The 18,906-nt window shown below is 73.4% G+C and carries 16 protein-coding genes and 3 riboswitches; of the genes, 9 read left to right on the top strand and 7 right to left on the bottom strand.

Annotation, left to right across the window (positions count from 1 at the left end; genetic code table 11):
• Positions 1-11: 11 nt before the first annotated feature.
• Positions 12-794, bottom strand: a complete 783-nt coding sequence (locus tag AC07AL_RS08635) for a MerR family transcriptional regulator (RefSeq protein WP_363583462.1) — start codon at positions 792-794, stop codon at positions 12-14.
• Between the two features lie 47 nt (positions 795-841).
• A complete protein-coding gene (locus tag AC07AL_RS08640; RefSeq protein ID WP_478317230.1) occupies positions 842-2,059 on the bottom strand; it encodes a serine hydrolase domain-containing protein in 1,218 nt (405 codons plus the stop codon).
• A gap of 400 nt (positions 2,060-2,459) precedes the next feature.
• Here AC07AL_RS08640 and AC07AL_RS08645 point away from each other — a divergent pair, with 400 nt between their 5' ends.
• Positions 2,460-3,302, top strand: a complete 843-nt coding sequence (locus AC07AL_RS08645; protein WP_363583466.1) for an LLM class F420-dependent oxidoreductase — start codon at positions 2,460-2,462, stop codon at positions 3,300-3,302.
• A gap of 332 nt (positions 3,303-3,634) precedes the next feature.
• Here AC07AL_RS08645 and AC07AL_RS08650 read toward each other — a convergent pair whose 3' ends face one another.
• Positions 3,635-4,831: a S8 family peptidase gene (locus AC07AL_RS08650; RefSeq protein ID WP_363583468.1), complete on the bottom strand. Its 1,197-nt coding sequence runs from the start codon at positions 4,829-4,831 to the stop codon at positions 3,635-3,637.
• 434 nt (positions 4,832-5,265) lie between these two features.
• Positions 5,266-5,979, bottom strand: coding sequence for a TNT domain-containing protein (locus tag AC07AL_RS08655; protein WP_363583470.1), 714 nt, complete (start codon positions 5,977-5,979; stop codon positions 5,266-5,268).
• 701 nt (positions 5,980-6,680) lie between these two features.
• Between AC07AL_RS08655 and AC07AL_RS08660 the strand changes: the two genes are divergently transcribed.
• Complete coding sequence (locus tag AC07AL_RS08660) at positions 6,681-7,001, top strand: hypothetical protein (protein WP_363630054.1); 321 nt, start codon at positions 6,681-6,683, stop codon at positions 6,999-7,001.
• A 114-nt stretch (positions 7,002-7,115) separates the two neighbouring features.
• Here AC07AL_RS08660 and AC07AL_RS08665 read toward each other — a convergent pair whose 3' ends face one another.
• Positions 7,116-8,060 carry a nitrilase-related carbon-nitrogen hydrolase gene (locus tag AC07AL_RS08665; RefSeq protein WP_363583474.1) on the bottom strand — a complete coding sequence of 315 codons (945 nt, stop codon included), beginning with the start codon at positions 8,058-8,060 and terminating at the stop codon, positions 7,116-7,118.
• Positions 8,061-8,389: 329 nt separating this feature from the next.
• Positions 8,390-8,580, top strand: a riboswitch (cobalamin riboswitch).
• A 217-nt stretch (positions 8,581-8,797) separates the two neighbouring features.
• Between AC07AL_RS08665 and AC07AL_RS08670 the strand changes: the two genes are divergently transcribed.
• The 7 genes from AC07AL_RS08670 (at position 8,798) to AC07AL_RS08700 (ending at position 16,084) form a co-directional block, all read left to right on the top strand.
• On the top strand, positions 8,798-10,297 hold the full coding sequence (locus AC07AL_RS08670) for a CoA-acylating methylmalonate-semialdehyde dehydrogenase (RefSeq protein ID WP_363583476.1): 1,500 nt from the start codon (positions 8,798-8,800) through the stop codon (positions 10,295-10,297).
• 7 nt (positions 10,298-10,304) lie between these two features.
• Positions 10,305-11,444 carry an acyl-CoA dehydrogenase family protein gene (locus tag AC07AL_RS08675; protein WP_363583478.1) on the top strand — a complete coding sequence of 380 codons (1,140 nt, stop codon included), beginning with the start codon at positions 10,305-10,307 and terminating at the stop codon, positions 11,442-11,444.
• Positions 11,444-12,517: an enoyl-CoA hydratase/isomerase family protein gene (locus tag AC07AL_RS08680; protein WP_400808302.1), complete on the top strand. Its 1,074-nt coding sequence runs from the start codon at positions 11,444-11,446 to the stop codon at positions 12,515-12,517. Before AC07AL_RS08675 ends, AC07AL_RS08680 begins: the two co-directional genes overlap by 1 nt.
• Positions 12,514-13,431 carry a 3-hydroxyisobutyrate dehydrogenase gene (gene mmsB, locus AC07AL_RS08685; RefSeq protein ID WP_400808299.1) on the top strand — a complete coding sequence of 306 codons (918 nt, stop codon included), beginning with the start codon at positions 12,514-12,516 and terminating at the stop codon, positions 13,429-13,431. Before AC07AL_RS08680 ends, mmsB begins: the two co-directional genes overlap by 4 nt.
• Positions 13,428-14,204, top strand: a complete 777-nt coding sequence (locus AC07AL_RS08690; protein ID WP_400808296.1) for an enoyl-CoA hydratase — start codon at positions 13,428-13,430, stop codon at positions 14,202-14,204. Before mmsB ends, AC07AL_RS08690 begins: the two co-directional genes overlap by 4 nt.
• Before the next feature lie 86 nt (positions 14,205-14,290).
• Positions 14,291-14,411: riboswitch (cobalamin riboswitch) on the top strand.
• A 100-nt stretch (positions 14,412-14,511) separates the two neighbouring features.
• On the top strand, positions 14,512-15,585 hold the full coding sequence (locus AC07AL_RS08695) for a peptidase (protein WP_400808293.1): 1,074 nt from the start codon (positions 14,512-14,514) through the stop codon (positions 15,583-15,585).
• 19 nt (positions 15,586-15,604) lie between these two features.
• A complete protein-coding gene (locus tag AC07AL_RS08700) occupies positions 15,605-16,084 on the top strand; it encodes a flagellar hook-length control protein FliK (RefSeq protein WP_400808291.1) in 480 nt (159 codons plus the stop codon).
• Between the two features lie 179 nt (positions 16,085-16,263).
• Here the strand turns inward: AC07AL_RS08700 and AC07AL_RS08705 are convergent, their stop codons facing one another.
• Together AC07AL_RS08705 and AC07AL_RS08710 are read right to left on the bottom strand one after the other, a co-directional pair.
• On the bottom strand, positions 16,264-16,659 hold the full coding sequence (locus tag AC07AL_RS08705) for a hypothetical protein (protein ID WP_400808288.1): 396 nt from the start codon (positions 16,657-16,659) through the stop codon (positions 16,264-16,266).
• A gap of 315 nt (positions 16,660-16,974) precedes the next feature.
• Positions 16,975-18,402, bottom strand: a complete 1,428-nt coding sequence (locus tag AC07AL_RS08710; RefSeq protein WP_400808285.1) for a prenyltransferase/squalene oxidase repeat-containing protein — start codon at positions 18,400-18,402, stop codon at positions 16,975-16,977.
• Positions 18,403-18,535: 133 nt separating this feature from the next.
• Positions 18,536-18,612: riboswitch (cobalamin riboswitch) on the bottom strand.
• Positions 18,613-18,906: the final 294 nt, after the last annotated feature.

An 18,906-nucleotide genomic window follows, 5' to 3' on the forward strand; every position in this document is an offset into this window, starting at 1 on the left:
CCCCGGGCCGGTCAGGGGGAGTCCGGCCCGGGGATGCGGACGCCGGCGGAGCGGAGCTCGGTCTCGACCAGTGCGACCAGCCGGGCCCCGCCCGATCCCTGTTCTTCGCCGTGGTGGGCGATCAGCTGGTACCGGCGCGCGGCTTCGGCGCGGGCTTGGAGGCCGGTCACGATCTTCAGCTGGGCGGGGTTGGCGAGGAAGTGGTCGGCCGCGGCGGTCGCGAGTTCGGCGATGCGCGGGTCGTCCGGCTCCCAGGCCGCGGCTTCGGCGCCGCGCTTGAGCAAGGCGACGAACCGGCTGTCCAGCAGGGCGTGTTCGACATGGGTGAGGTAGTCGTCGAAGCCTTCCGGTACCAGGGCCCTGGCCAGCACCCAGCCCTCCCTGGTGGCCGCCGCCTCGTCCGGGGTGAAGCCGAGGTCGGCCATCCGCTCCAGCAGTGCCACGGCGCGGTCGGGCAGCAGCGCCCGGTCGCCGTCGGCGAGCCGGTGCAGCATGTCGCGCCGAGCGGTCAACTCCTCGATCCGTTCGGTGAGTTGACGTTCGACGTCGGCGAGCTTGGCGGTGAACAGTGCGGCGTCGGCGTCGAGCAGGGGCCCGGTCTCGGCCAGCGGCACCCCGGCGGCGGCCAGCGTCCGGACCTGCACCAGCCGCAACAGGTCGGCCGATCCGTACCGCCGGTATCCGGAGCTGTCGCGTTCCGGCTCCTCGGCCAGGCCGAGCTTGTGGTAGTGCCGCACCGTCTTCACCGTGACGCCGACGAACGCCGCCGCCTGCCCGATCGTGACTCCGTTCATCCGCCAATCCTGCCTCGGGTTCGAACTCGGTGGCTACGCGCAGCACATCAGTCCGTCGGCCGGGCCGGATCGGCCTGCCCGCCGCGGAACACCTCGCCGACGAGCCTGTGCATCGCCTGCTGGAACGCCCCGCCGACGGACAGGCCGGCGTCGTCCACGCAGTTCAGCGCGGCGGTCAGGGTCCTGCTGCCGTCGGGCGTGCCGTACATCAGCGCCGCGTGGCCCACGGCGGCGCCGTTGTGGGAGATGACGGTGGCGCCGTCGTCCGTCGTCACCACGAACACGCCCAGGCCGTAGTCCATGTTCGGGATGCCCGTCGGGTGCGGGGTACACATCTCGGCCAGCAGCGGGGGCGGCAGGAGCCTGCCGCCCAGGAGCGCGGAGATGAACGTGTGGAGGTCCCGGGTGGTGGAGATCATGTCGCCGCCGCTGGAGATCCAGGAGGGGTTCTGGCGGGTGATGTCGACCGTCCTCTGCTCGCCGGCGTCCTCGTAGCGGTAGTAGGCGTGGGCGTGCGGCTCGGGGATCTCCGGCGAGGCGCCCGGCACCACGGTGCCCGACAGTCCGAGCGGCCCCAGGACCAGCCGCCGCATCTCCTCGGCGACCGGGCGGCCGGTGACCTTCTCGATCAGCAGCCGGGTCAGCACGTAGTTGGTGTTGGAGTAGCTCCAGCCCGCCCCCGGCTCGAACCGGGCCGGCCTGGACAGCGCCAGCCGCACCAGCTCCTGCGGCCGGTAGGTCTTGAACCGGTTGTCCATCCACTCCCTGCCCGTGGTGCCGTAGGGGATGGGGATGCCCGGCGCGACCGTCCCGTCGGCGTAGACCTCGCCGGTGTGGTTGAACACCCCGCTGGTGTGCTGCAACAGCATCCGCACCGTGATCCGCCCGTCCAGCCCGAACTCGGGCAGGTAGTGCGCCGCGGGGGTGTCCAGCCCGACCTTGCCCTCGGCCACCAGTTGCAGCACCAGGGTCGCGGTGAAGGTCTTGGTGCTGCTGCCGATCCGGACCCGCCCGTCCGTCGGCGGCTTCGCGGCCCCGCCCAGTTCGGCCGCCCCGGCGCTGCCGACCCACGCGCCCCGCTCGTCGTGCACGCGCAGCGACACCCCGGTGAAACCGGAGTCGACGATCTCCTCGATCGCCTTCCGCAGTTCCGGGCGGTCCTGCCCGGCGGCGTCGGGGGCGACGGTCCGCAGGGTGCTCTCGTCCTGGCCGGAAGGGCCGGAAGGGCCGGAAGGGCCGGAAGGGCCGGAAAGGGGGAGTGGCATGGTGGTGTGCTCCTTCACATCGGTGACGCCCGGGTCGGCGTCGTGCCGTTGCGAGGAGCTTGAGCCCTGACCCAAGGTCAACCTCAACGGTGATCTGGCTCACAGGCGAGCGGGGGCAAGCCCCGGCGGGCAGGCACCCTCGCCGCTCGGCAGCCTCCACGCCACCCGCCACCGGGAGGCCGCCACGGACCAGTGGCAGCCCGGCAGTCCTCGATGAGAGAAGTGGCGAGAACCGCGGGTTTCCGCGCGGTGCCCGCCGCCACCGGGGCGGACCGCCGCGCGTCGCCCGTGACGGCGGCCTCCGCTTCGGGTATGACGGGTCCACGGCCGTGAAACGCGCACGCCACCGGTGCGACGTTCCCGGCCGCACACATGCCGGTGTCGAACGAGGCGGGCAGTCATGGAACTCGGAGTGTTCGGAATCAGCGCCAAGGCCACGCACGGGCGGCAGGCGACGGCGCGCCTGGCCGCCCTGGCCGAGGAACTCGGTTACCGGTCGTGGTGGGTGGGCGACCACGTGGCGCTGCCCGACCCGCGCACCCCCGACTCGCCCATGGATGCGGACGAGCCGATCCTCGACCCGCTCGTCCACCTCGCCTATGTCGCTGCCCTCACGCAACGGATCGAACTCGGCACCGGGATCATCATCCTGCCCCAACGCCACCCCGTGGTCCTCGCCAAACAACTCGCCAGCCTCGACGTGCTCAGCGGCGGCCGGCTGCGGGTCGGCGTCGGAGCCGGCTACCTGGAACCGGAACTCGCCGCAGTGGGCGTGCCGTTGGCCGAGCGCGGCGCGCGCACCGACGAGTACCTCGACGCCATGACGGCCCTGTGGACCCAGCCCGCACCCTCCTTCCAGGGCAGGTACGTCGCCTTCGACCACCTCGACGCCCACCCCCGCCCCGTACAGACCGGCGGCCCGCGCATCCTCATCGGCGGACACAGCCCCGCCGCCTACCGCAGGGCCGTCGCCCGCGGCCACGGCTGGTTCGGCGCCGGCGACAGCCCCGACCAGCTCGCCGCCAACCTCGCCGGGCTGCGCAAGGCGGCCGACGAGGTCGAACGCCCCGCCCGGCTGGGCCCCCTCGAACTCAACTACACCGCCATGACGCCCGTCGACACCGAGGCCTACCACCGCTACGCAGCACTCGGCCTCACCCGCCTCGTCGTCTACCCCCTGCCCCTCGACGACGTCCAGGACGTCGCCGACTTCCTCCGCCGACACGCCCGCCTCCCCCACTGAACGAGCCGAGGGCCGGCCGCCATCAGTCAAGTTCCAGCCCCATCCGTGAAGCGCCCCGACTGCATTGCGTTCATGGCCACCTGCACGAGCGCAATCCAGCGCAAGCGGATCTGGCCCGATCGTGTCGTATGGGCGAGCGGTGGTCTCACGTGGACGCGGGCCGCGCACCGGGCAACCACCCGGGCCCGGGCCGGGGGTCCGGTCAACGACGGGACCGCCCTCCGGACGCGCACCATCGAGTCATCGCCGCGGCCCGGGGAGAACGCGGGGTTCGGGCCTGGTCCGGCGGGAACGGCCGGACCGGGCCCGAAGTGCCGTGGTGGCGGGCGGTGTTACAGGCCGTCGGTGAAGAGGAGGAGGTTGGGGGTGTCCTGGTGGACGTTGCTCAGGACGTTCCGGGTGGCGGCGCGTTGGAGGAAGGCGGCGGTCTCGGCGGGGTCGGCGTCGGGGTGTTCGGCGGTGTAGAGGGCGGCGGCGCCGGTGACGTGGGGCGCGGCCATGGAGGTGCCGCTGAGGGTGGTGCTGCCGCCGCCGAGTTTGGCGGATTCGATGGCCTGGCCGGGGGCGTGGAGGGTGACGCAGGGGCCCCAGTTGGAGAAGGTGCTCTCCTGGTCCTGCCGGTTGGTGGCGGCGACGGTGACGACCCGGTCCGCGGAGGCGGGGGAGGCGGTGCAGGCGTCGGCGGCGTCGTTGCCGGCGGAGACGACGGGCAGGACGCCCTTGTCGGAGAGTGCGGTGGTGGCGTCGTTGAGGGCCTGGGAGCGTTCCTCGCCGGCGGAGGCGTTGAGGACGGCGGGGTACTGGGCGTGGTGGGCGACCCAGTCGAGGCCGGCGATCATCTGGGCTTTGTCGCCGTTGCCGGTGCAGTCGACGATGCGTACGGAGACGAGGCGGGCCTGCGGGGCGACGCCGTAGGTGCGGCCGGCGACGGTGCCGGCGACGTGGGTGCCGTGGCCGTGGCAGTCGCGGCCGTTCTGGCCGTCGCCGACGGCGTCGAAGCCGGGTACGGCGCGGCCGTCGAATTCCGGGTGGGTGTAGTCGATGCCGGTGTCGAGGATGTAGGCGGTCGTTCCGGCGCCGTGGCCGTGGGTGGTGAACTGGCCGTCCAGGGGCAGGTTCCGCTGGTCGATGCGGTCCAGGCCCCAGGTGGCGGCCGGTGCCCGGGTGGCGCTCGCACCGTCGTGGGGGGCCGGGACGCGGAGGGTGGTGTTCTCCTCGACGGCTTCGACGGCGGGGCTGGTTCGTACGGCGCGCAGCAGGAGGGGGTCGAGGGTGGCGGCGAAGCCGTTCAGCGTGTCGGTGTAGGTGAACCTGGGGGTGATGCCGAGGCCGCGCAGGACCTCACCAGGGTCGCGGCCGTGCTTGAGGGTGACGATGTACTGCCCGGGCACGGCACTGGCGGAGTGCGCCACGGCCACGGCGGTGGAGGCGGTGGGTGGCTGGGCGGCATACGCGGCGGGCGCAAGGGCCGTGACGGGTGTGAGGGTCAGCAGCAGGGCCGCCGACGCCCGGCGGAGGGGCAGGGGCACGGATCGGGCTCCGATCAGTCGGGTCAGTCGGGTTGCCTGCGGGCCCGGCGGCCGCAGGGCACCCGGATCATCCCTGGTGCGGCGGTCGCATCCGCGCCGCCCTGCCGGGCGCGGGGAGCGGACAACCCGTACGGGGGTGGGTGCCGGGAGGCCGAGGCGGGGGAACCAGCCCTGCCGGTCGTCCGGTGGCCGGAGCGCGGTGCGACCCATACCGACCTCGCCCAGGCCCTGTCGCCTCGCCGGTCCGCCGCGCTGGCGACTTGACGAGGAGTAACCGGTTCTCGTTGCCCGCTCCGCATTGAAGCCGCAGGTCACAGGCCCGTGCCGACTGCTGCGGCAGCCCCGCCGAGCGCGTAGCAGGGCGTGGCGGGCCGGTTGCCGGTTGCCGGTTGCCGGTTGCCGGGCGTGCGCAGCCAGGTCCGGCCGGGTGGGGGTCAGGCGTCGTTCTGGCTCGACAGGCAGAAGGTCTTGTCGGCGGCGTGTTCGGTCAGGTACCCGGCGGTGATGAGGGCGGCGACGTCGTACGTGCCCGGGATGTCGCCCGGCTTCAGGGCCGGGTCGAGCCACTGCTGGAGTCCGTTGCCCGGCTGGGAGAACGCGCCCGCGATGTGCCCCTGCTGGACGTTGAACGGCCTCTGCACCTCGAAGCAGTGGTAGTTGTCCTCGCCCCCGTTGAGGGAGTCCGGCGGAAGGGCGCGCTGGGAGAACAGTGTGCCGCCGGGGGCGAGGAACGAGCCGTAGGCGCTGTTCCCGAAGCGGTCCAGCTTCTGGTGCTCCGTCATGCTCTGTACGGCCATGTCGAGGGTGCCGTCGTTGTCGGTGAAGCCGTTGTGGTCCGGGTACTTCCACCCCCTCCAGTCCCGGTACCAGTCCAGGAAGCGCACCGGCGTCACTCCGCCCAGCCGGTCGTAGCCCGCCAGCAGCTTGGTCAGCACGGAGTCCGTCGGCAGGGTGACCGGGCCGAGTTCCTTCCGGGTGCAGAGGTAGTTCTCGGCGCCGGTATCGCGGACCTTGGGGACGCCCTCGCACTCCGTGATCGGCACCGCCCGGGAGGCGGGGGACTGCGCGGCGGCGGTGCCGGTGGCGGCCAGCCCCGTCAGGGGTAGGGCGATCGCCAGCGAGAGGGCGGCGAGAGTGGGGGTGCGCATGGGCGGGCGGCTCCGTTCGGGGTGCGGGGCGTGGAGGGGTGGGACTGGGCGGGTTGCGGCCGTCGGCTCGTACGGCGGACCGTGTGGCCGCCGGACCCGCGCACAGTTACGCACGGCGATTTGCCTTCGTGCGCGCACAAGATGTCCGACGCCGCTGGTGCCCACCCGTTCGGCCGATGCCGCTGACGGATGCTCGGCTCGCGGGAGCCGGACCCGTCCCGTCCGCTCCCTCGCCCTCATCCAGCCCTCCGCCTTCACCGGGGTAGCGCTTGTCAGACGACCGCACGCGCCTTGGTGTCGGCTGTCACGCTTCGGCACATGCGGAGCCTTTCCGGTGGTGCCGTAGCATCCGGATGGCAAAAACGCACACCTGTCAGCGGGGGAGAGTACTGCACTTGTTCAAGAGATCGACGGCCGTGCCGGCCGGGGCGGGCGCACGGGCGGCCTGCGCGGCCGTGCTGATGGTGTCGGGTGCCCTGGTGCTCGGCTCATGCTCGTCCGTGGGGTCGCCGGGCGGAGGGCGGGAAACGCCGGGCGGAGGACGGGAAACGCCGAGCGAGCCCACACGTGTCGAGTCCCGGGAGGAGGCGCTGGCCCGGACGGATCGGGTCCAGGGCCACGTGCGCGAGCTGACGGGCCTTGAGCGGGATCCGTGGAGCAAGCTCATCGGCTACTACAGGTGCCCGGGGCGGGGATCGGGTGTGGCCGACGAGGGCGAGGCCTACCAGCTCAGCTCGGGGATCCTGCTCAAGGCCACGGACGACCAGCGCCCCGAGGTGCTGCGGGCGCTGCGGGAGAAGCTGGCGGGCGAGGGCTTCAAGATCACCTCGTCGGCGTCCGGTGCGGACGCTCAGTCCACCCCGCCCACCTGGGAGTTCGATGCCGTCCACGAGTCCGACGGCTACACCGTTTCGGCGGGCGCGTCGAAGCCCGGCCAGGGTGTGAGTGTGATGGTCGTCCTGCCCTGCCAGGCCCCGCCGTCCGCCGGTGCGGCTTCGCCCGCTCCGACGGCCACCACCTGAGGTCGGCGCGTCGGTCACGTCAACTACGCTACTGGAAAAGGTAGTTGGCGTCAGTCCCGGCACGTTGACTCGTGGCGGCGGGACGCCCCGGCGTGGGTGCGCCGGGGCGTCCGGTCAGGCGTCGGTGCGGCTCGTCGCGGTCAGCGGGGCGTACAGCTCGGGGCGGCGGGTGCGCAGGAGGCCGAACTCCCGCCAGTCCCGGCACTGGTCGAGGTCGAGGTCGGCGACGAGGACGGCGGGCCGGTCGCGCGGGGCGCGGAGCAGGATCCGGCCGTACGGGTCGGAGATGAACGACGAGCCGTAGAAGGTGGACCGGCCCTCCGTCCCGATCCGGTTGGGCACGATCATGAACAGCGCGTTGGCGAGGCCGTTGGCGCTGATGGCGTGCTCCCACATGGGCCGGGTGTCGAAGTCCGGGAGGTCCACCTCGGAGCCGATGGCCGTGGGGTGGACGAGGACTTCGGCGCCGCCGAGCGCGTAGGCCCGGGCGAGTTCGGGGAACCACTCGTCCCAGCAGGTGGGGAAGCCGAAGGCGGCGCCCTGGTGGGCCAGGACGGGGAACCCGCTGTCGCCGGGGCGGAAGCACAGGTCCTCGCGGTAGCCGGGGAAGGCCGGGATGTGGTTCTTCCGGGTTCTGGCGACGAGGGTGCCGTCGCGGTCCACGCAGACGGCCGTGTTGTAGCCGAGGCCGCCGTCCTCGGCGCGCTCGTACAGGGAGGCGTGGACGCTGATGCCGAGTTCGGCGGCGAGTTCGGCGGCGAGGCGGGTGGTGGGCCCCGTCTCGACGTCCTCCAGGTGGCGGGCGGCGCCCTCCCCCATCGGGTCGTCGGTGTTGCAGAAGTAGGGACTGCGGGTCAGCTCGGGCAGGCACACCATCGTCGCGCCCTGCGCGGCGGCGAGTGCCACGCCCTCGCGCAGCCGGGCGTCGTGCTCGGCCGGGTCGGTGTGCCAGCGCATCTGCACGAGCCCGACGCGCAGCGGCGCGCGTTCGGCCGGCCTGGTGCGGCCGGGGGAGCCGAGCGGGGAGCCGAAGGAGGTGAGGACGGCGTACGAGGTCACGGGCGGACCGTCCTCGTCTGCCGGCGGGACGTCCGGCAGGTGCGGGAGGCGGGGCCTCCGGCGGCCGTGCGGCCGGTGGTGGTGGACGTGGTCATGGGTGTTCCTTCTGTTCTCTGGTGCCGACGCGGCCCTGCGGTATAACTGAAAGTTCAGTCAGCTTTGCTGGCGTGGTGAAGAATCTAGCCATGCCGGAACGTTCCGGCAAGGGGGTGGCCTGCGAATGGTGGGCGGTTACGCGGTTACGCGGCTGCGCGGTGACCGGCGTCGGGCAGGAGATCAGCGCGGCGGAAACCCGATGGCGCAACGCGCGTGCGGGCCTCTGGACTTACTAGGACGTCCAACTATATGGTCGACGACAGGTCCGCGGTGTCAGGGAAGCCGGTGTGAGTCCGGCACGGTCCCGCCACTGTGACCGGGGAGTTCGTCCTCGCAGACGAAGGCCACTGGCAGCCAGCCGGGAAGGCCTGGGGGCGTGCGGTGATCCGGGAGTCAGGATACCGGCCGCGGGTGTTCCGTGTTTTCCACGAGGATGGAGACGACACGCATGACTCCGGGCTGCTCCCGCTCCACTGCCGCTCCTGGTCGTCCCGTGCCCACGGCCGCCGGGGCGTCCACGCCCTGACGTTCCGTTCCGCCGCCGCACGCCCGTGCCGCGGGGCGCACCACCGTGTGCCCGCCGACCCGCGGCGGCCTCCGATCCTCCTCCTCTCCCCACCCCTGTCGAGAGAAGGAACCCGATGGTCCGAGAACTGACCCACTTCGTCGCCGGCAAGCCCACCGCCGGCACCTCCGGTCGCTTCGGCGACGTGTACGACCCCAACACCGGCCGGGTGCAGGCCCGGGTGCCGCTGGCCAGCCGGGCCGAGGTCGAGGCGGTGATCGCCGACGCCGCGCAGGCCCAGCCCGGGTGGGCCGCGTGGAACCCGCAGCGGCGGGCCCGCGTCCTGCTGCGCTTCCTCCAACTCGTCGAGCAGGAGAAGGACGAGCTGGCCCGGCTGCTGTCCGCCGAGCACGGCAAGACCGTGGCCGATGCCCACGGGGACATCCAGCGCGGCCTGGAGGTCGTGGAGTTCGCCGCCGGCATCCCGCACCTGCTGAAGGGCGAGTTCAGCGACAACGCGGGCACCGGCATCGACGTGTACTCGATGCGCCAGCCGCTCGGCGTGGTCGCGGGCATCACGCCGTTCAACTTCCCGGCGATGATCCCGCTCTGGAAGGCCGCACCCGCCCTCGCCTGCGGCAACGCCTTCGTCCTCAAGCCCTCGGAGCGCGACCCCTCGGTGCCGCTGCGCCTCGCCGAACTGTTCCTGGAGGCCGGGCTGCCGCCGGGCGTGCTGAACGTGGTCCACGGCGGCAAGGAGGCCGTGGACACCCTGCTGGAGGACCCGCGGGTGCAGGCGGTCGGGTTCGTCGGCTCCACGCCGATCGCCCGGTACGTGTACGCCACCGCCGCCGCGCACGGGAAGCGGGCGCAGTGCTTCGGCGGTGCCAAGAACCACCTGGTCGTGATGCCGGACGCCGACCTCGACCAGGCCGCGGACGCGCTGATCGGCGCCGGCTACGGCTCGGCCGGCGAGCGCTGCATGGCGATCTCGGTGGCCGTCCCGGTGGGGGAGGAGACCGCCGACGCCCTGGTGGCCAAACTGGTCGAGCGGATCGCCGCGTTGAAGGTCGGGCGCTCGGACGACCCGGCGGCGGACTTCGGCCCGCTGGTCGGCGCCGACGCGCTGGAGCGGGTCCGCGGCTACCTGGACCTCGGGGTCGAGGAGGGCGCCGAACTCGTGGTCGACGGGCGGGACTTCCGGCTGGAGGGGCACGAGGGCGGCTACTTCCTCGGCGCCTCGCTGTTCGACCGCGTCACGGCGGACATGCGGATCTACCGGGAGGAGATCTTCGGCCCCGTCCTGACCGTGCTCCGCGCCGCCGACTACGAGGAGGCGCTGCGCCTGCCCAGCGAGCACGAGTTCGGCAACGGCGTGGCCATCTACACCCGGGACGGCGACACGGCACGGGACTTCGCGCGCCGGGTGAACGCCGGCATGGTCGGCGTCAACGTGCCGATCCCCGTGCCGGTCGCGTACCACACCTTCGGCGGCTGGAAGCGCTCCGGGTTCGGCGACCTCAACCAGCACGGGCCGGACTCGATCCGCTTCTACACCCGCACCCGCACCGTCACCTCGCGCTGGCCCTCCGGGGTCAAGGAGGGCGCGAGCTTCACCATCCCGACGATGGGCTGAGGGCGCCGTGCACGACCTCACAGAGGACCAGCTCGCCATCGCGGCGACCACCCGGGCCTTCGCCCGCGAACACCTGGCGCCGAACGCGGTCGCGTGGGACCAGGCCAAGCACTTCCCGGTGGACGTGCTGCGCAAGGCGGCGGACGTCGGCCTGGCCGGTGTCTACGTCCGCGAGGAGTCCGGCGGCTCCGGACTCACCCGCGCCGACGGCGTGCTCGTGTTCGAGGCGCTGGCCACCGGCTGCCCGTCCATCGCCGCCTACCTGTCCATCCACAACATGGTCGCCTGGATGATCGACCGTTACGGCGACGACGCCCAGCGCGCCCGGTGGCTGCCGGGCCTCAGCGCCATGGCGACCCCCGCCAGCTACTGCCTCACCGAGCCCGGCGCGGGCTCGGACGCGGCGGCACTGACCACCCGGGCCCGCCGGGACGGGGACCACTGGGTCCTCGACGGCGTCAAGCAGTTCATCTCGGGCGCCGGCGTCTCCCGGGTCTACCTGGTGATGGCCCGCACCGGCGGACCGGGGGCCGGCGGGGTGTCCGCGTTCGTCGTCGAACGCGACGACGCCGGCGTCTCGTTCGGTCCCGACGAGAAGAAGATGGGGTGGAACGCCCAGCCCACCCGCCAGGTGCTCCTGGACGGCGTCCGGCTCCCGGCCGACCGCCTCCTCGGAGCCGAGGGCGAGGGCTTCCGGATCGCCATGAACGGGCTGAACGGAGGCCGGCTCGGCATCGCCGCCTGCTCCCTCGGCGGAGCGCAGGACGCTCTGGAGCGGGCCACCGGCTATCTGGCGGACCGCGAGGCGTTCGGCGCCCGGCTCCTGCACGCCCAGGCGCTGCAGTTCCGGCTCGCCGACATGGCCACGGAGCTGGAGGCGGCCAGGTCGCTGCTCTGGCGGGCCGCCTCGGCCCTGGACCGGGGGGACCCCAGGGCGCCGGAGCTGTGCGCGATGGCCAAGCGGCACGCCACCGACACCGGCTTCGAGGTCGCCAACCAGGCGCTCCAACTGCACGGCGGCTACGGCTACCTGGCCGAGTACGGCATCGAGAAGATCGTCCGCGACCTGCGGGTGCACCAGATCCTGGAAGGAACCAACGAGATCATGCGCGTCATCGTCGCCCGCGGCCTGATCGGGGCCGCGTGATGGCCGGGACCGACCTCGACGAGGTCCTGGTCCACCGCGAGGGCCGGGCGGGCCTGATCGTCCTCAACCGCCCCGCAGCCCTGAACGCCCTCACCCACGGCATGGTGCGGAGGATCTCCGAAGCGCTGGACGCGTGGGAGGAGGACGAGCGGGTCGCAACCGTGGTCATCACCGGCGCCGGTGAGCGGGCCTTCTGCGCCGGCGGCGACATCGTCGCCATCCACCGCGCCGCCACCGGCGCGGCCCCGGGCGCCGTCGAGGAGTTCTGGCGCGACGAGTACCGCCTCAACGCCCGCATCGCCCGCTACCCCAAGCCCTACGTCGCGCTCATGAGCGGCATCGTGATGGGCGGCGGGGTCGGGGTCTCCGCCCACGGCAGCGTCCGGATCGTCACCGAGACCACGCGCATCGCCATGCCCGAGGCCGGCATCGGCTTCGTCCCGGACGTGGGCGGCACCTACCTGCTCGCCCTCGCGCCCGGCGAGTCGGGTACCCACCTCGCCTTGACCGCGGGCTCCGTCGGCGCCGCGGACGCGCTGCTCTGCGGCCTCGCCGACCACTTCGTCCCGGCCGAGCGGCTGCCCGCGCTGCTGGACGACCTGGCCGAACTCCCCGTGCACGACGCCCTCGAACGGAACGTCGGGCCCGCACCGGCCGGCGTGCTGGACGGCCGGCGGGCGTGGATCGACCGCTGCTACGGGGCCGGCACCGTGGAGGAGATCCTCGACCGCCTGCGGGACAGCGGCGAACCGGAGGCCAAGGAGGCCGCGGACCGGATCGCCGCCAACTCGCCCGCCGCCGTGAAGGCCACCCTGGCGGCGCTGCGCCGGGCCCGTACCCTCGGCCCGCTGGAGGCCGTCCTCGACCAGGAGTACCGGACCTCCTGCGCGGCGCTCTCCACACCGGACCTGGCCGAGGGGATCCGCGCCCAGGTGATCGACAAGGACCGTTCCCCGCGGTGGAACCCGTCGACGCTGAGCGCCGTCGAGCCCGCCGCGGTGGCCCGCTACTTCGCCCCGCTCGGCGACCGGGAACTCGGCCTGGCCCCCACCACACCCCTGGAGCGCTGGTGACCCGCCGCAACGGAGTCAACGGATTCAACGGAGTCATCGGATTCATCGGCCTCGGCAACATGGGCGGCCCGATGGCCGCCAACCTCGCCGAGGCCGGGCACACCGTGACCGGCTACGACCTGGCACCCGAGGCGCTGCGGCGGGCGGAGGAGGGCGGCGTCCGTCCGGCGCGGTCCGCGACCGAGGCGGTGCGGGAGGCCGACGTCGTCATCAGCATGCTGCCGGCCGGCCGGCACGTGCTGGCCGCCTACGCGGACCTGCTGCCCGCCGCCCGCCCGGGAACGCTCTTCGTCGACTGCTCCACGATCGACGTCGCGGACGCCCGGGCGGCGCACGACCTGGCCGTGACCGCCGGGCACCGGGCAGTGGACGCGCCGGTCTCCGGCGGGGTGGTCGGTGCCACGGCCGCGAGCCTCACCTTCATGGTCGGAGCCGCCGAGCCGGACTTCGAGGCGGCCCGACCGGTGCTGGAGGCGATGGGCCGCAAGGTCGTGCACTGCGGATCCCCCGGAGCGGGGCAGGCCGCGAAGATCTGCAACAACATGATCCTGGGCATCTCGATGATCGCGGTCAGCGAGGCCTTCGTGCTCGGAGAGAGCCTCGGGCTCAGCCACCAGGCCCTCTACGACGTCGCCTCGACCGCCTCCGGCCAGTGCTGGGCGCTCACCACCAACTGCCCCGTCCCCGGGCCGGTGCCGACCAGCCCGGCCAACCGCGACTACGCGGCCGGGTTCGCCGCCGCCCTGATGGCCAAGGACCTCGGACTCGCCGCCGGGGCCGCCGACGCCGCGGGCCTGCCCACGGACCTCGGACGCAGGGCGGCACAGCTGTACGCGGACTTCGCTCAGGCCGACGGGGGCGCCGGCCTGGACTTCTCGGCGATCATCACCACCCTGCGGGAGGACGGCAAGTGACCGGCTACGAGACGATCCTGGTCGAGCGCAAGGGCCGGGTGGGGCTGATCACGCTCGACCGGCCCAAGGTGCTGAACGCGCTCAACACCCTGCTGATGAACGAAGTCGTGCAGGCGGCAACGGAGTTCGACCGTGACCCGGAGATCGGCGCGCTGGTGATCACCGGCTCCGAGAAGGCCTTCGCGGCCGGCGCCGACATCAAGGAGATGCAGTCGCTCGACTTCGTCGACGCCTACCTCGGCGACTGGTTCGCCGCCTGGGACCGCTTCGCCGCGCTGCGCAAGCCGGTGGTGGCGGCGGTGGCGGGCTACGCGCTGGGCGGCGGCTGCGAGCTGGCGATGCTGTGCGACGTCCTCCTGGCGGCGGACACCGCGAAGTTCGGGCAGCCGGAGATCAAGCTCGGCGTGATCCCCGGCATCGGCGGCTCGCAGCGGCTGACCCGGGCGGTCGGCAAGGCGAAGGCGATGGAACTCTGTCTGACCGGCCGGATGATGGGCGCCGAGGAGGCCGAGCGGGCCGGCCTGGTCTCCCGCATCGTCCCGGCGGGCCAACTGCAGGCCGAGGCCCTGGCGGTGGCCGAGACGATCGCGGCGATGTCCACCCCGGCGGCCGTCATGCTCAAGGAGAGCGTCAACCGCTCGTACGAGACCACGCTCGCCGAGGGCGTCCGCTTCGAACGGCGACTGTTCCACGCCACGTTCGCCACGGCGGACCAGAAGGAGGGCATGGCGGCCTTCGCCGAGAAGCGCCCACCGGAGTTCCTTCACCGCTGACGGTCCGAGCGGTTCGCGGCGCGATGTGGCGCGATGCGGCGGACGATCCCTTGACCGGGACTTCTCCGTCTCGCCATGATGGGCCGTCATGTTGTGACTCCGCCGCTGGGGGAAGTCCGGTTCGAATCCGGCGCTGACCCGCAACGGTAGGCCGCCGATCCGATGTCGGCGGCGAGCCCGAGTACCCGGCGGCGGAGGTGTGTCGTCCCCTCCTCCCGTCGTGGTCTGCGGGCCGGAGCTCCGAGGGCTGCCCGGCTTGTTGCCGCCGTCCTCCGGGCCCCTGCGTGCGGGCCCGGAAAGGCCCACCGTGTCCTCGTTCCGACGCCCCCTGCGCCTCTTCGCGATACCCGCGCTCGCCCTCGCCACCGTCCTCCCGGCGGCCGCTGCCGCCCACGCGGCACCTGCCGCCGCGACTTCGTCCCCGACGGTCCGCCCCGACGCCGCCGCGGGCGGCTGGCTCGCCCGCCAACTCGTCGACGGCGACCACTTCGAGTCCGTCTTCAACGGGACCGCCTACCCCGACCAGGGCCTGACCATCGACGCCGTGCTGGCCTTCGCCGCCTCGCACAGCTCCGACCAGGCCGCCACGAAGGCCACCGCCTGGCTGGCCAAGCCCGAGGTCATCAGCGGCTACCTCGGCGACGGCACCACCGAGGCCTACGCGGGCGCGACCGCCAAGCTGCTGCTCGCCGTCGAGGTGCGCGGCGGGAACCCGACGGCCTTCGGCGGCGTCGACCTGCCGGCCCGCCTGCGCTCGCTCCAGACCGCCGAGGGCCGGTTCTCCGACCGCTCGCAGTGGGGCGACTACAGCAACGCCTTCGGCCAGTCCCTGGCCGTGATCGCCCTGCACCGCACGGCCGGTGGGGCCCCGGCGACGGCCGTCGACTTCCTCGCCAACAGCCAGTGCGCGGACGGCGGGTACCCGGTCGCCTTCGGCCAGGCCACCTGCGCCAGCGACCCGGACGCCACCGCGCTCGCCGCCCAGGCCCTCGCCGCGACCGGCCGCACCGCCAAGGCCGACGCCGGACTCGGCTGGCTGACTGCCCACCAGAACGCCGACGGCGGCTTCTCGGCCGCCGGGGCCGCCGCGTCCAACGCCAACACCACCGGCCTCGCCACGCAGGCGCTGCTGGCCGGCGGACGCTTCGGGGCCGGCCTCAAGGGCTGGAGCAGCCTGGTCAAGCTCCAGCAGGGCTGCGCCACGGACCCGGGCGTGCGCGGGGCGGTCGCCTACGACGCGACCGGCTTCAACCCGGCCACCGGCGCCCGGGCCACGGCGCAGGCCGTCCTCGGCCTCGCGGGCACCCCGCTGGCCACCCTCTCCGCCGCCGGTGCCCGCCCGGACGCGCCCGTGCCGGCCTGCCCGGCGACCACCCGCTGACCCCGCGAGGAGAGCTCCGATGACCGACACCATGGCGCCCGCGCGCCCGGCCCGCCGCACCCTCGGGTCGATCGCCGCCGCCGCTGCCCTCACCGCCGGACTGCTCGGCGCCTCCGTCGTCCAGGCCCCGCAGGCGCGGGCCGCCGCCTGCGACGGCACCACCGGCGTCACCGTCGTGGTCGACTTCACCGCCGTCGGCGGTGGCATCCAGACCGGCTGCGCACCCGGCGACCCGGCCAGCGGCCTGGCCGCGCTGACCGGCGCCGGGTTCGCGTACACCTTCCACCCGCGCTACCCGGGCTTCGTCTGCACCATCAACGCCCTGCCGACGACCTGCGCCAACCCCACCGGCAGCGCCTACTGGTCGTACTGGCACGCCCAGCACGGCGGCCCCTGGTCGTACAGCAACCTCGGCGCGGGCAGCTACAACCCGGCGCCCGGCGACGTCGAGGGCTGGTCCTTCGGCGCCGGCGCCCAGCCGGGCGTCACCGCGCCCTGACCTCCGGAGACACCCCGGTGCCCCGGCCCCTCCGGAAGGGGGGCCGGGGCACCGGCGGTTCAGAGTTCAGACGGTGCGGGACGTTCGGCGCCGCCGGGCGAGCTGTTCGGTCAGCAGCTGTGCGAGCGGCCCCGCGCGCCGGGGTCGGTGCGCGGGGCCGCTGTGGGTCATCGGGTGGTTCAGCAGTGGGGCAGGCCGGGCACGTTGTGGAACATCGCCGCGCCGTCCACGTAGGGTGCGAACGTCCAGGAGGACCCCGAGGGGGTGACCACACCGTACTGGTACACCCACGTGGTGTGGTACCAGACGTCGCCGTCATTGCCGACGTTCCCGCCGGCCACCCAACAGTCCGCCCAGGCCGAGTCGCCCGGCGCGAGGGTGATGTTGTTGTACTTGCCGGACCCCGCGTCGGCGGCGGTGTAGACGCCCGCGGAGTGGCTGGTGCTCAGCCGGACCCACTGCGGGGAGGAACCGATGTTGGACGGGTTCGGGTCGGCGGACGCCAGCGACGTCACGCCGACGACGGATGCCCCGGCCAGAGCGAGTGCGGCGAGCGCCTTGATCGAACGGGTCATGATGTGATTCCCCGATTCCTCCCGGCCCTCCTGTAGGGCTGGTCGGTGATGAGCAAACCGCACCTCGACCGCGCAGTCCAGGCTGCAAACCGGCCAGGTCCCGTTCCCCAGAAGTCCCCCAGGCGGACCGCGAGTTGGGGGACCGTCGGGTCGCGAAGAGGGTGGCCTGGGGCGCCGGCGTCGGGTGGTGCGGGCTCGGCCCGCCGGTGGGCCCGGTGGAGGCCGCTCCGTGCACCGGAGAGCTGACGGCAGGTCAGTTCGTCGCTTTCGTGGCTTGGCTCGTACCCGGCGTCCAGGACGGCCAGGGTCTCCGGATCAGTTGCCGTAGCGGAGCGAGACGGTGTCGCCGAGGTGGACGGTGGTGGCCCGGGTGGCGCCGGTGGCGGTGGTGCCGTCCAGGCTGACCTGCCAGGTGGAGGAGCCGCTGTTGGCCGTGCCGTTGATCGCGGTGACGGTGTCGCCGCCGGTGGACGGGGCGACCGAGGTGACGCAGCCGCTCGGGGCGGCGCCGGCGGCCGCGTCGAGGACGTCGCCGAGGGTCGCGGTGGTGCCGGTCGGGGTGAGGGTGGCGGCGCAGACCTTGAGCGCGCCGGTGCCGTCGTCGATGACCAGCGCGAGCTTGGCGGCGGTGCCGGGGACGAAGGCGGTGGCGGCGGCCCAGGCGGGCTCGCCGGTGGTGGTCGGGGTCGGCGGGGTGGCGGTGAAGCCGGCGCCGGCGACGGCGCGCAGGCCGTCGACGGAGGCGTAGGGGGAGGGGGTGGTGTCGGTGGGCAGGTACTTGAAGCCGCCGCCGGGCTTGAACTGCTGGGCGATCAGGAAGTCGACGGGGCTCTTGCCGGTGCCGCTGGTGAAGTCGGTGCCCTGGGGGTTGATGCCGCAGGCGTTGAGGCCGGAGACGGCCCAGCCGTTGGAGTCGGTGTTGACGCCGAACACGGCGTTGAAGGCGCCGGAGGCGGTGAGCTTGCCTTTGAGGAAGTTCTTGGCGGCGACGATCGCCGGGTCGGTGGCGGGGACGCCCCCGGCGCAGAGCGAGGCCATGGCGGCGCCGGTCATGTCGATGTCGCTGCCCTGGGCGAGGGCGTTCGGGTCGCCCGCGGCCTTGCTGAAGTTCCAGCCGCCGTCGTTGTGCTGGTTGGCGCGCACCGCCGTGACGGAGGTGTCGAGCAGCGGCTGCGGGACGCGAGGGCTGCCGGCCTGGGTCTTGGCGCCCGCGAGGGCTAGGAGGCCGAAGACGGTGCCGTTGAAGTTGGCGGACGGGCCGTAGTAGCCGGGTTCGGCGGTCTGCCAGTAGGCGGCGAGGTCGGCGACGAGGTTGCGGCCCGGGCCGACCCGGGCGGGGTCGATGCCGGCGGCGTAGGCGTTGAGGATGCCGCGCTCGTAGTCCGTGACGACCGGCGAGGCGCTCGGCCAGCCGGGGGCGGCGAGCTGGCCGCGGTAGACCAGGCGGGCGTTCTTGGTGGGGTCGCCGCCGGGGGTGACGTCCGCGGCGGCCGTGCCGGCGGCCGCGAGTGCGCTGAACGCCCACTCGTTGGAGAGCCCGCCGCCGGTGGCGTAGCTGCCGTCGGCGGCCTGGAGCGACTTCAGGTAGGTGACGCCGGTGCTCTTCGAGGTGGCTATCTGGGTCGGGCTGGCCGTCGCGTGGGCGGGGACGGCGGAGAGCAGGAGCGAGCCGGCCGTCAGGGCGACGGTGACGGCGGAGGCGGCGCGGGCAGGGGTGGTCCGCGAGGGGGCGAGGAGGGACACGGGACAGGCTCCTTGGGGTGGCGGACGCCGACCCTGCCCCGGAGTTCCGGCGTCCGTTCGAGGGCGCGCGACGGCCGGAGCGGTCGCCGCCCGGATCGCGTGGGCCGGCTTTCGCCATGGTGCGTGGCCGGGCGGGCATCCGGGCTCGGGGCAGCACGATCGCCACCCCACACCGCTGCGCGTCAGCCCCGGATTCGCACCGGGTTCCCCCGCTCGGCCACCGCGGACGCTACCGCACGGCGCACCGGCCGACGAGGTGATGTGATCGACATGACGGACCGTTGACTCCCGTTCGGCCGTCGTGGTCTGATGAACCGATTTTTTGCCCTCGGCATTCAGGGGAAGCCGGTCCAACTCCGGCGCTGACCCGCAACCGTGGACCCACCTGTGGTGGGTGAGCCGGAATGCCTGGACCGGGGGCCCTGTTCACAGAGCACTTGCGTCGTCGCGGACTACGACGCGGTCCGGACGGTCCCTGCCCAGGGGACCGTCGGCTGCGCCGTT

Source organism: Kitasatospora sp. NPDC043949 (assembly GCF_056435365.1).

What these genes read in the sequence shown, in the direction of transcription:
- AC07AL_RS08670 (WP_363583476.1), top strand. Translation starts at nt 8,798, where the DNA reads ATGGTCCGAGAACTGACCCACTTCGTCGCCGGCAAGCCCACCGCCGGC.
- AC07AL_RS08680 (WP_400808302.1), top strand. Translation starts at nt 11,444, where the DNA reads ATGGCCGGGACCGACCTCGACGAGGTCCTGGTCCACCGCGAGGGCCGG.
- AC07AL_RS08635 (WP_363583462.1), bottom strand. Translation starts at nt 794, where the DNA reads ATGAACGGAGTCACGATCGGGCAGGCGGCGGCGTTCGTCGGCGTCACG.
- AC07AL_RS08645 (WP_363583466.1), top strand. Translation starts at nt 2,460, where the DNA reads ATGGAACTCGGAGTGTTCGGAATCAGCGCCAAGGCCACGCACGGGCGG.
- AC07AL_RS08640 (WP_478317230.1), bottom strand. Translation starts at nt 2,059, where the DNA reads ATGCCACTCCCCCTTTCCGGCCCTTCCGGCCCTTCCGGCCCTTCCGGC.
- AC07AL_RS08700 (WP_400808291.1), top strand. Translation starts at nt 15,605, where the DNA reads ATGACCGACACCATGGCGCCCGCGCGCCCGGCCCGCCGCACCCTCGGG.
- AC07AL_RS08705 (WP_400808288.1), bottom strand. Translation starts at nt 16,659, where the DNA reads ATGACCCGTTCGATCAAGGCGCTCGCCGCACTCGCTCTGGCCGGGGCA.
- AC07AL_RS08655 (WP_363583470.1), bottom strand. Translation starts at nt 5,979, where the DNA reads ATGCGCACCCCCACTCTCGCCGCCCTCTCGCTGGCGATCGCCCTACCC.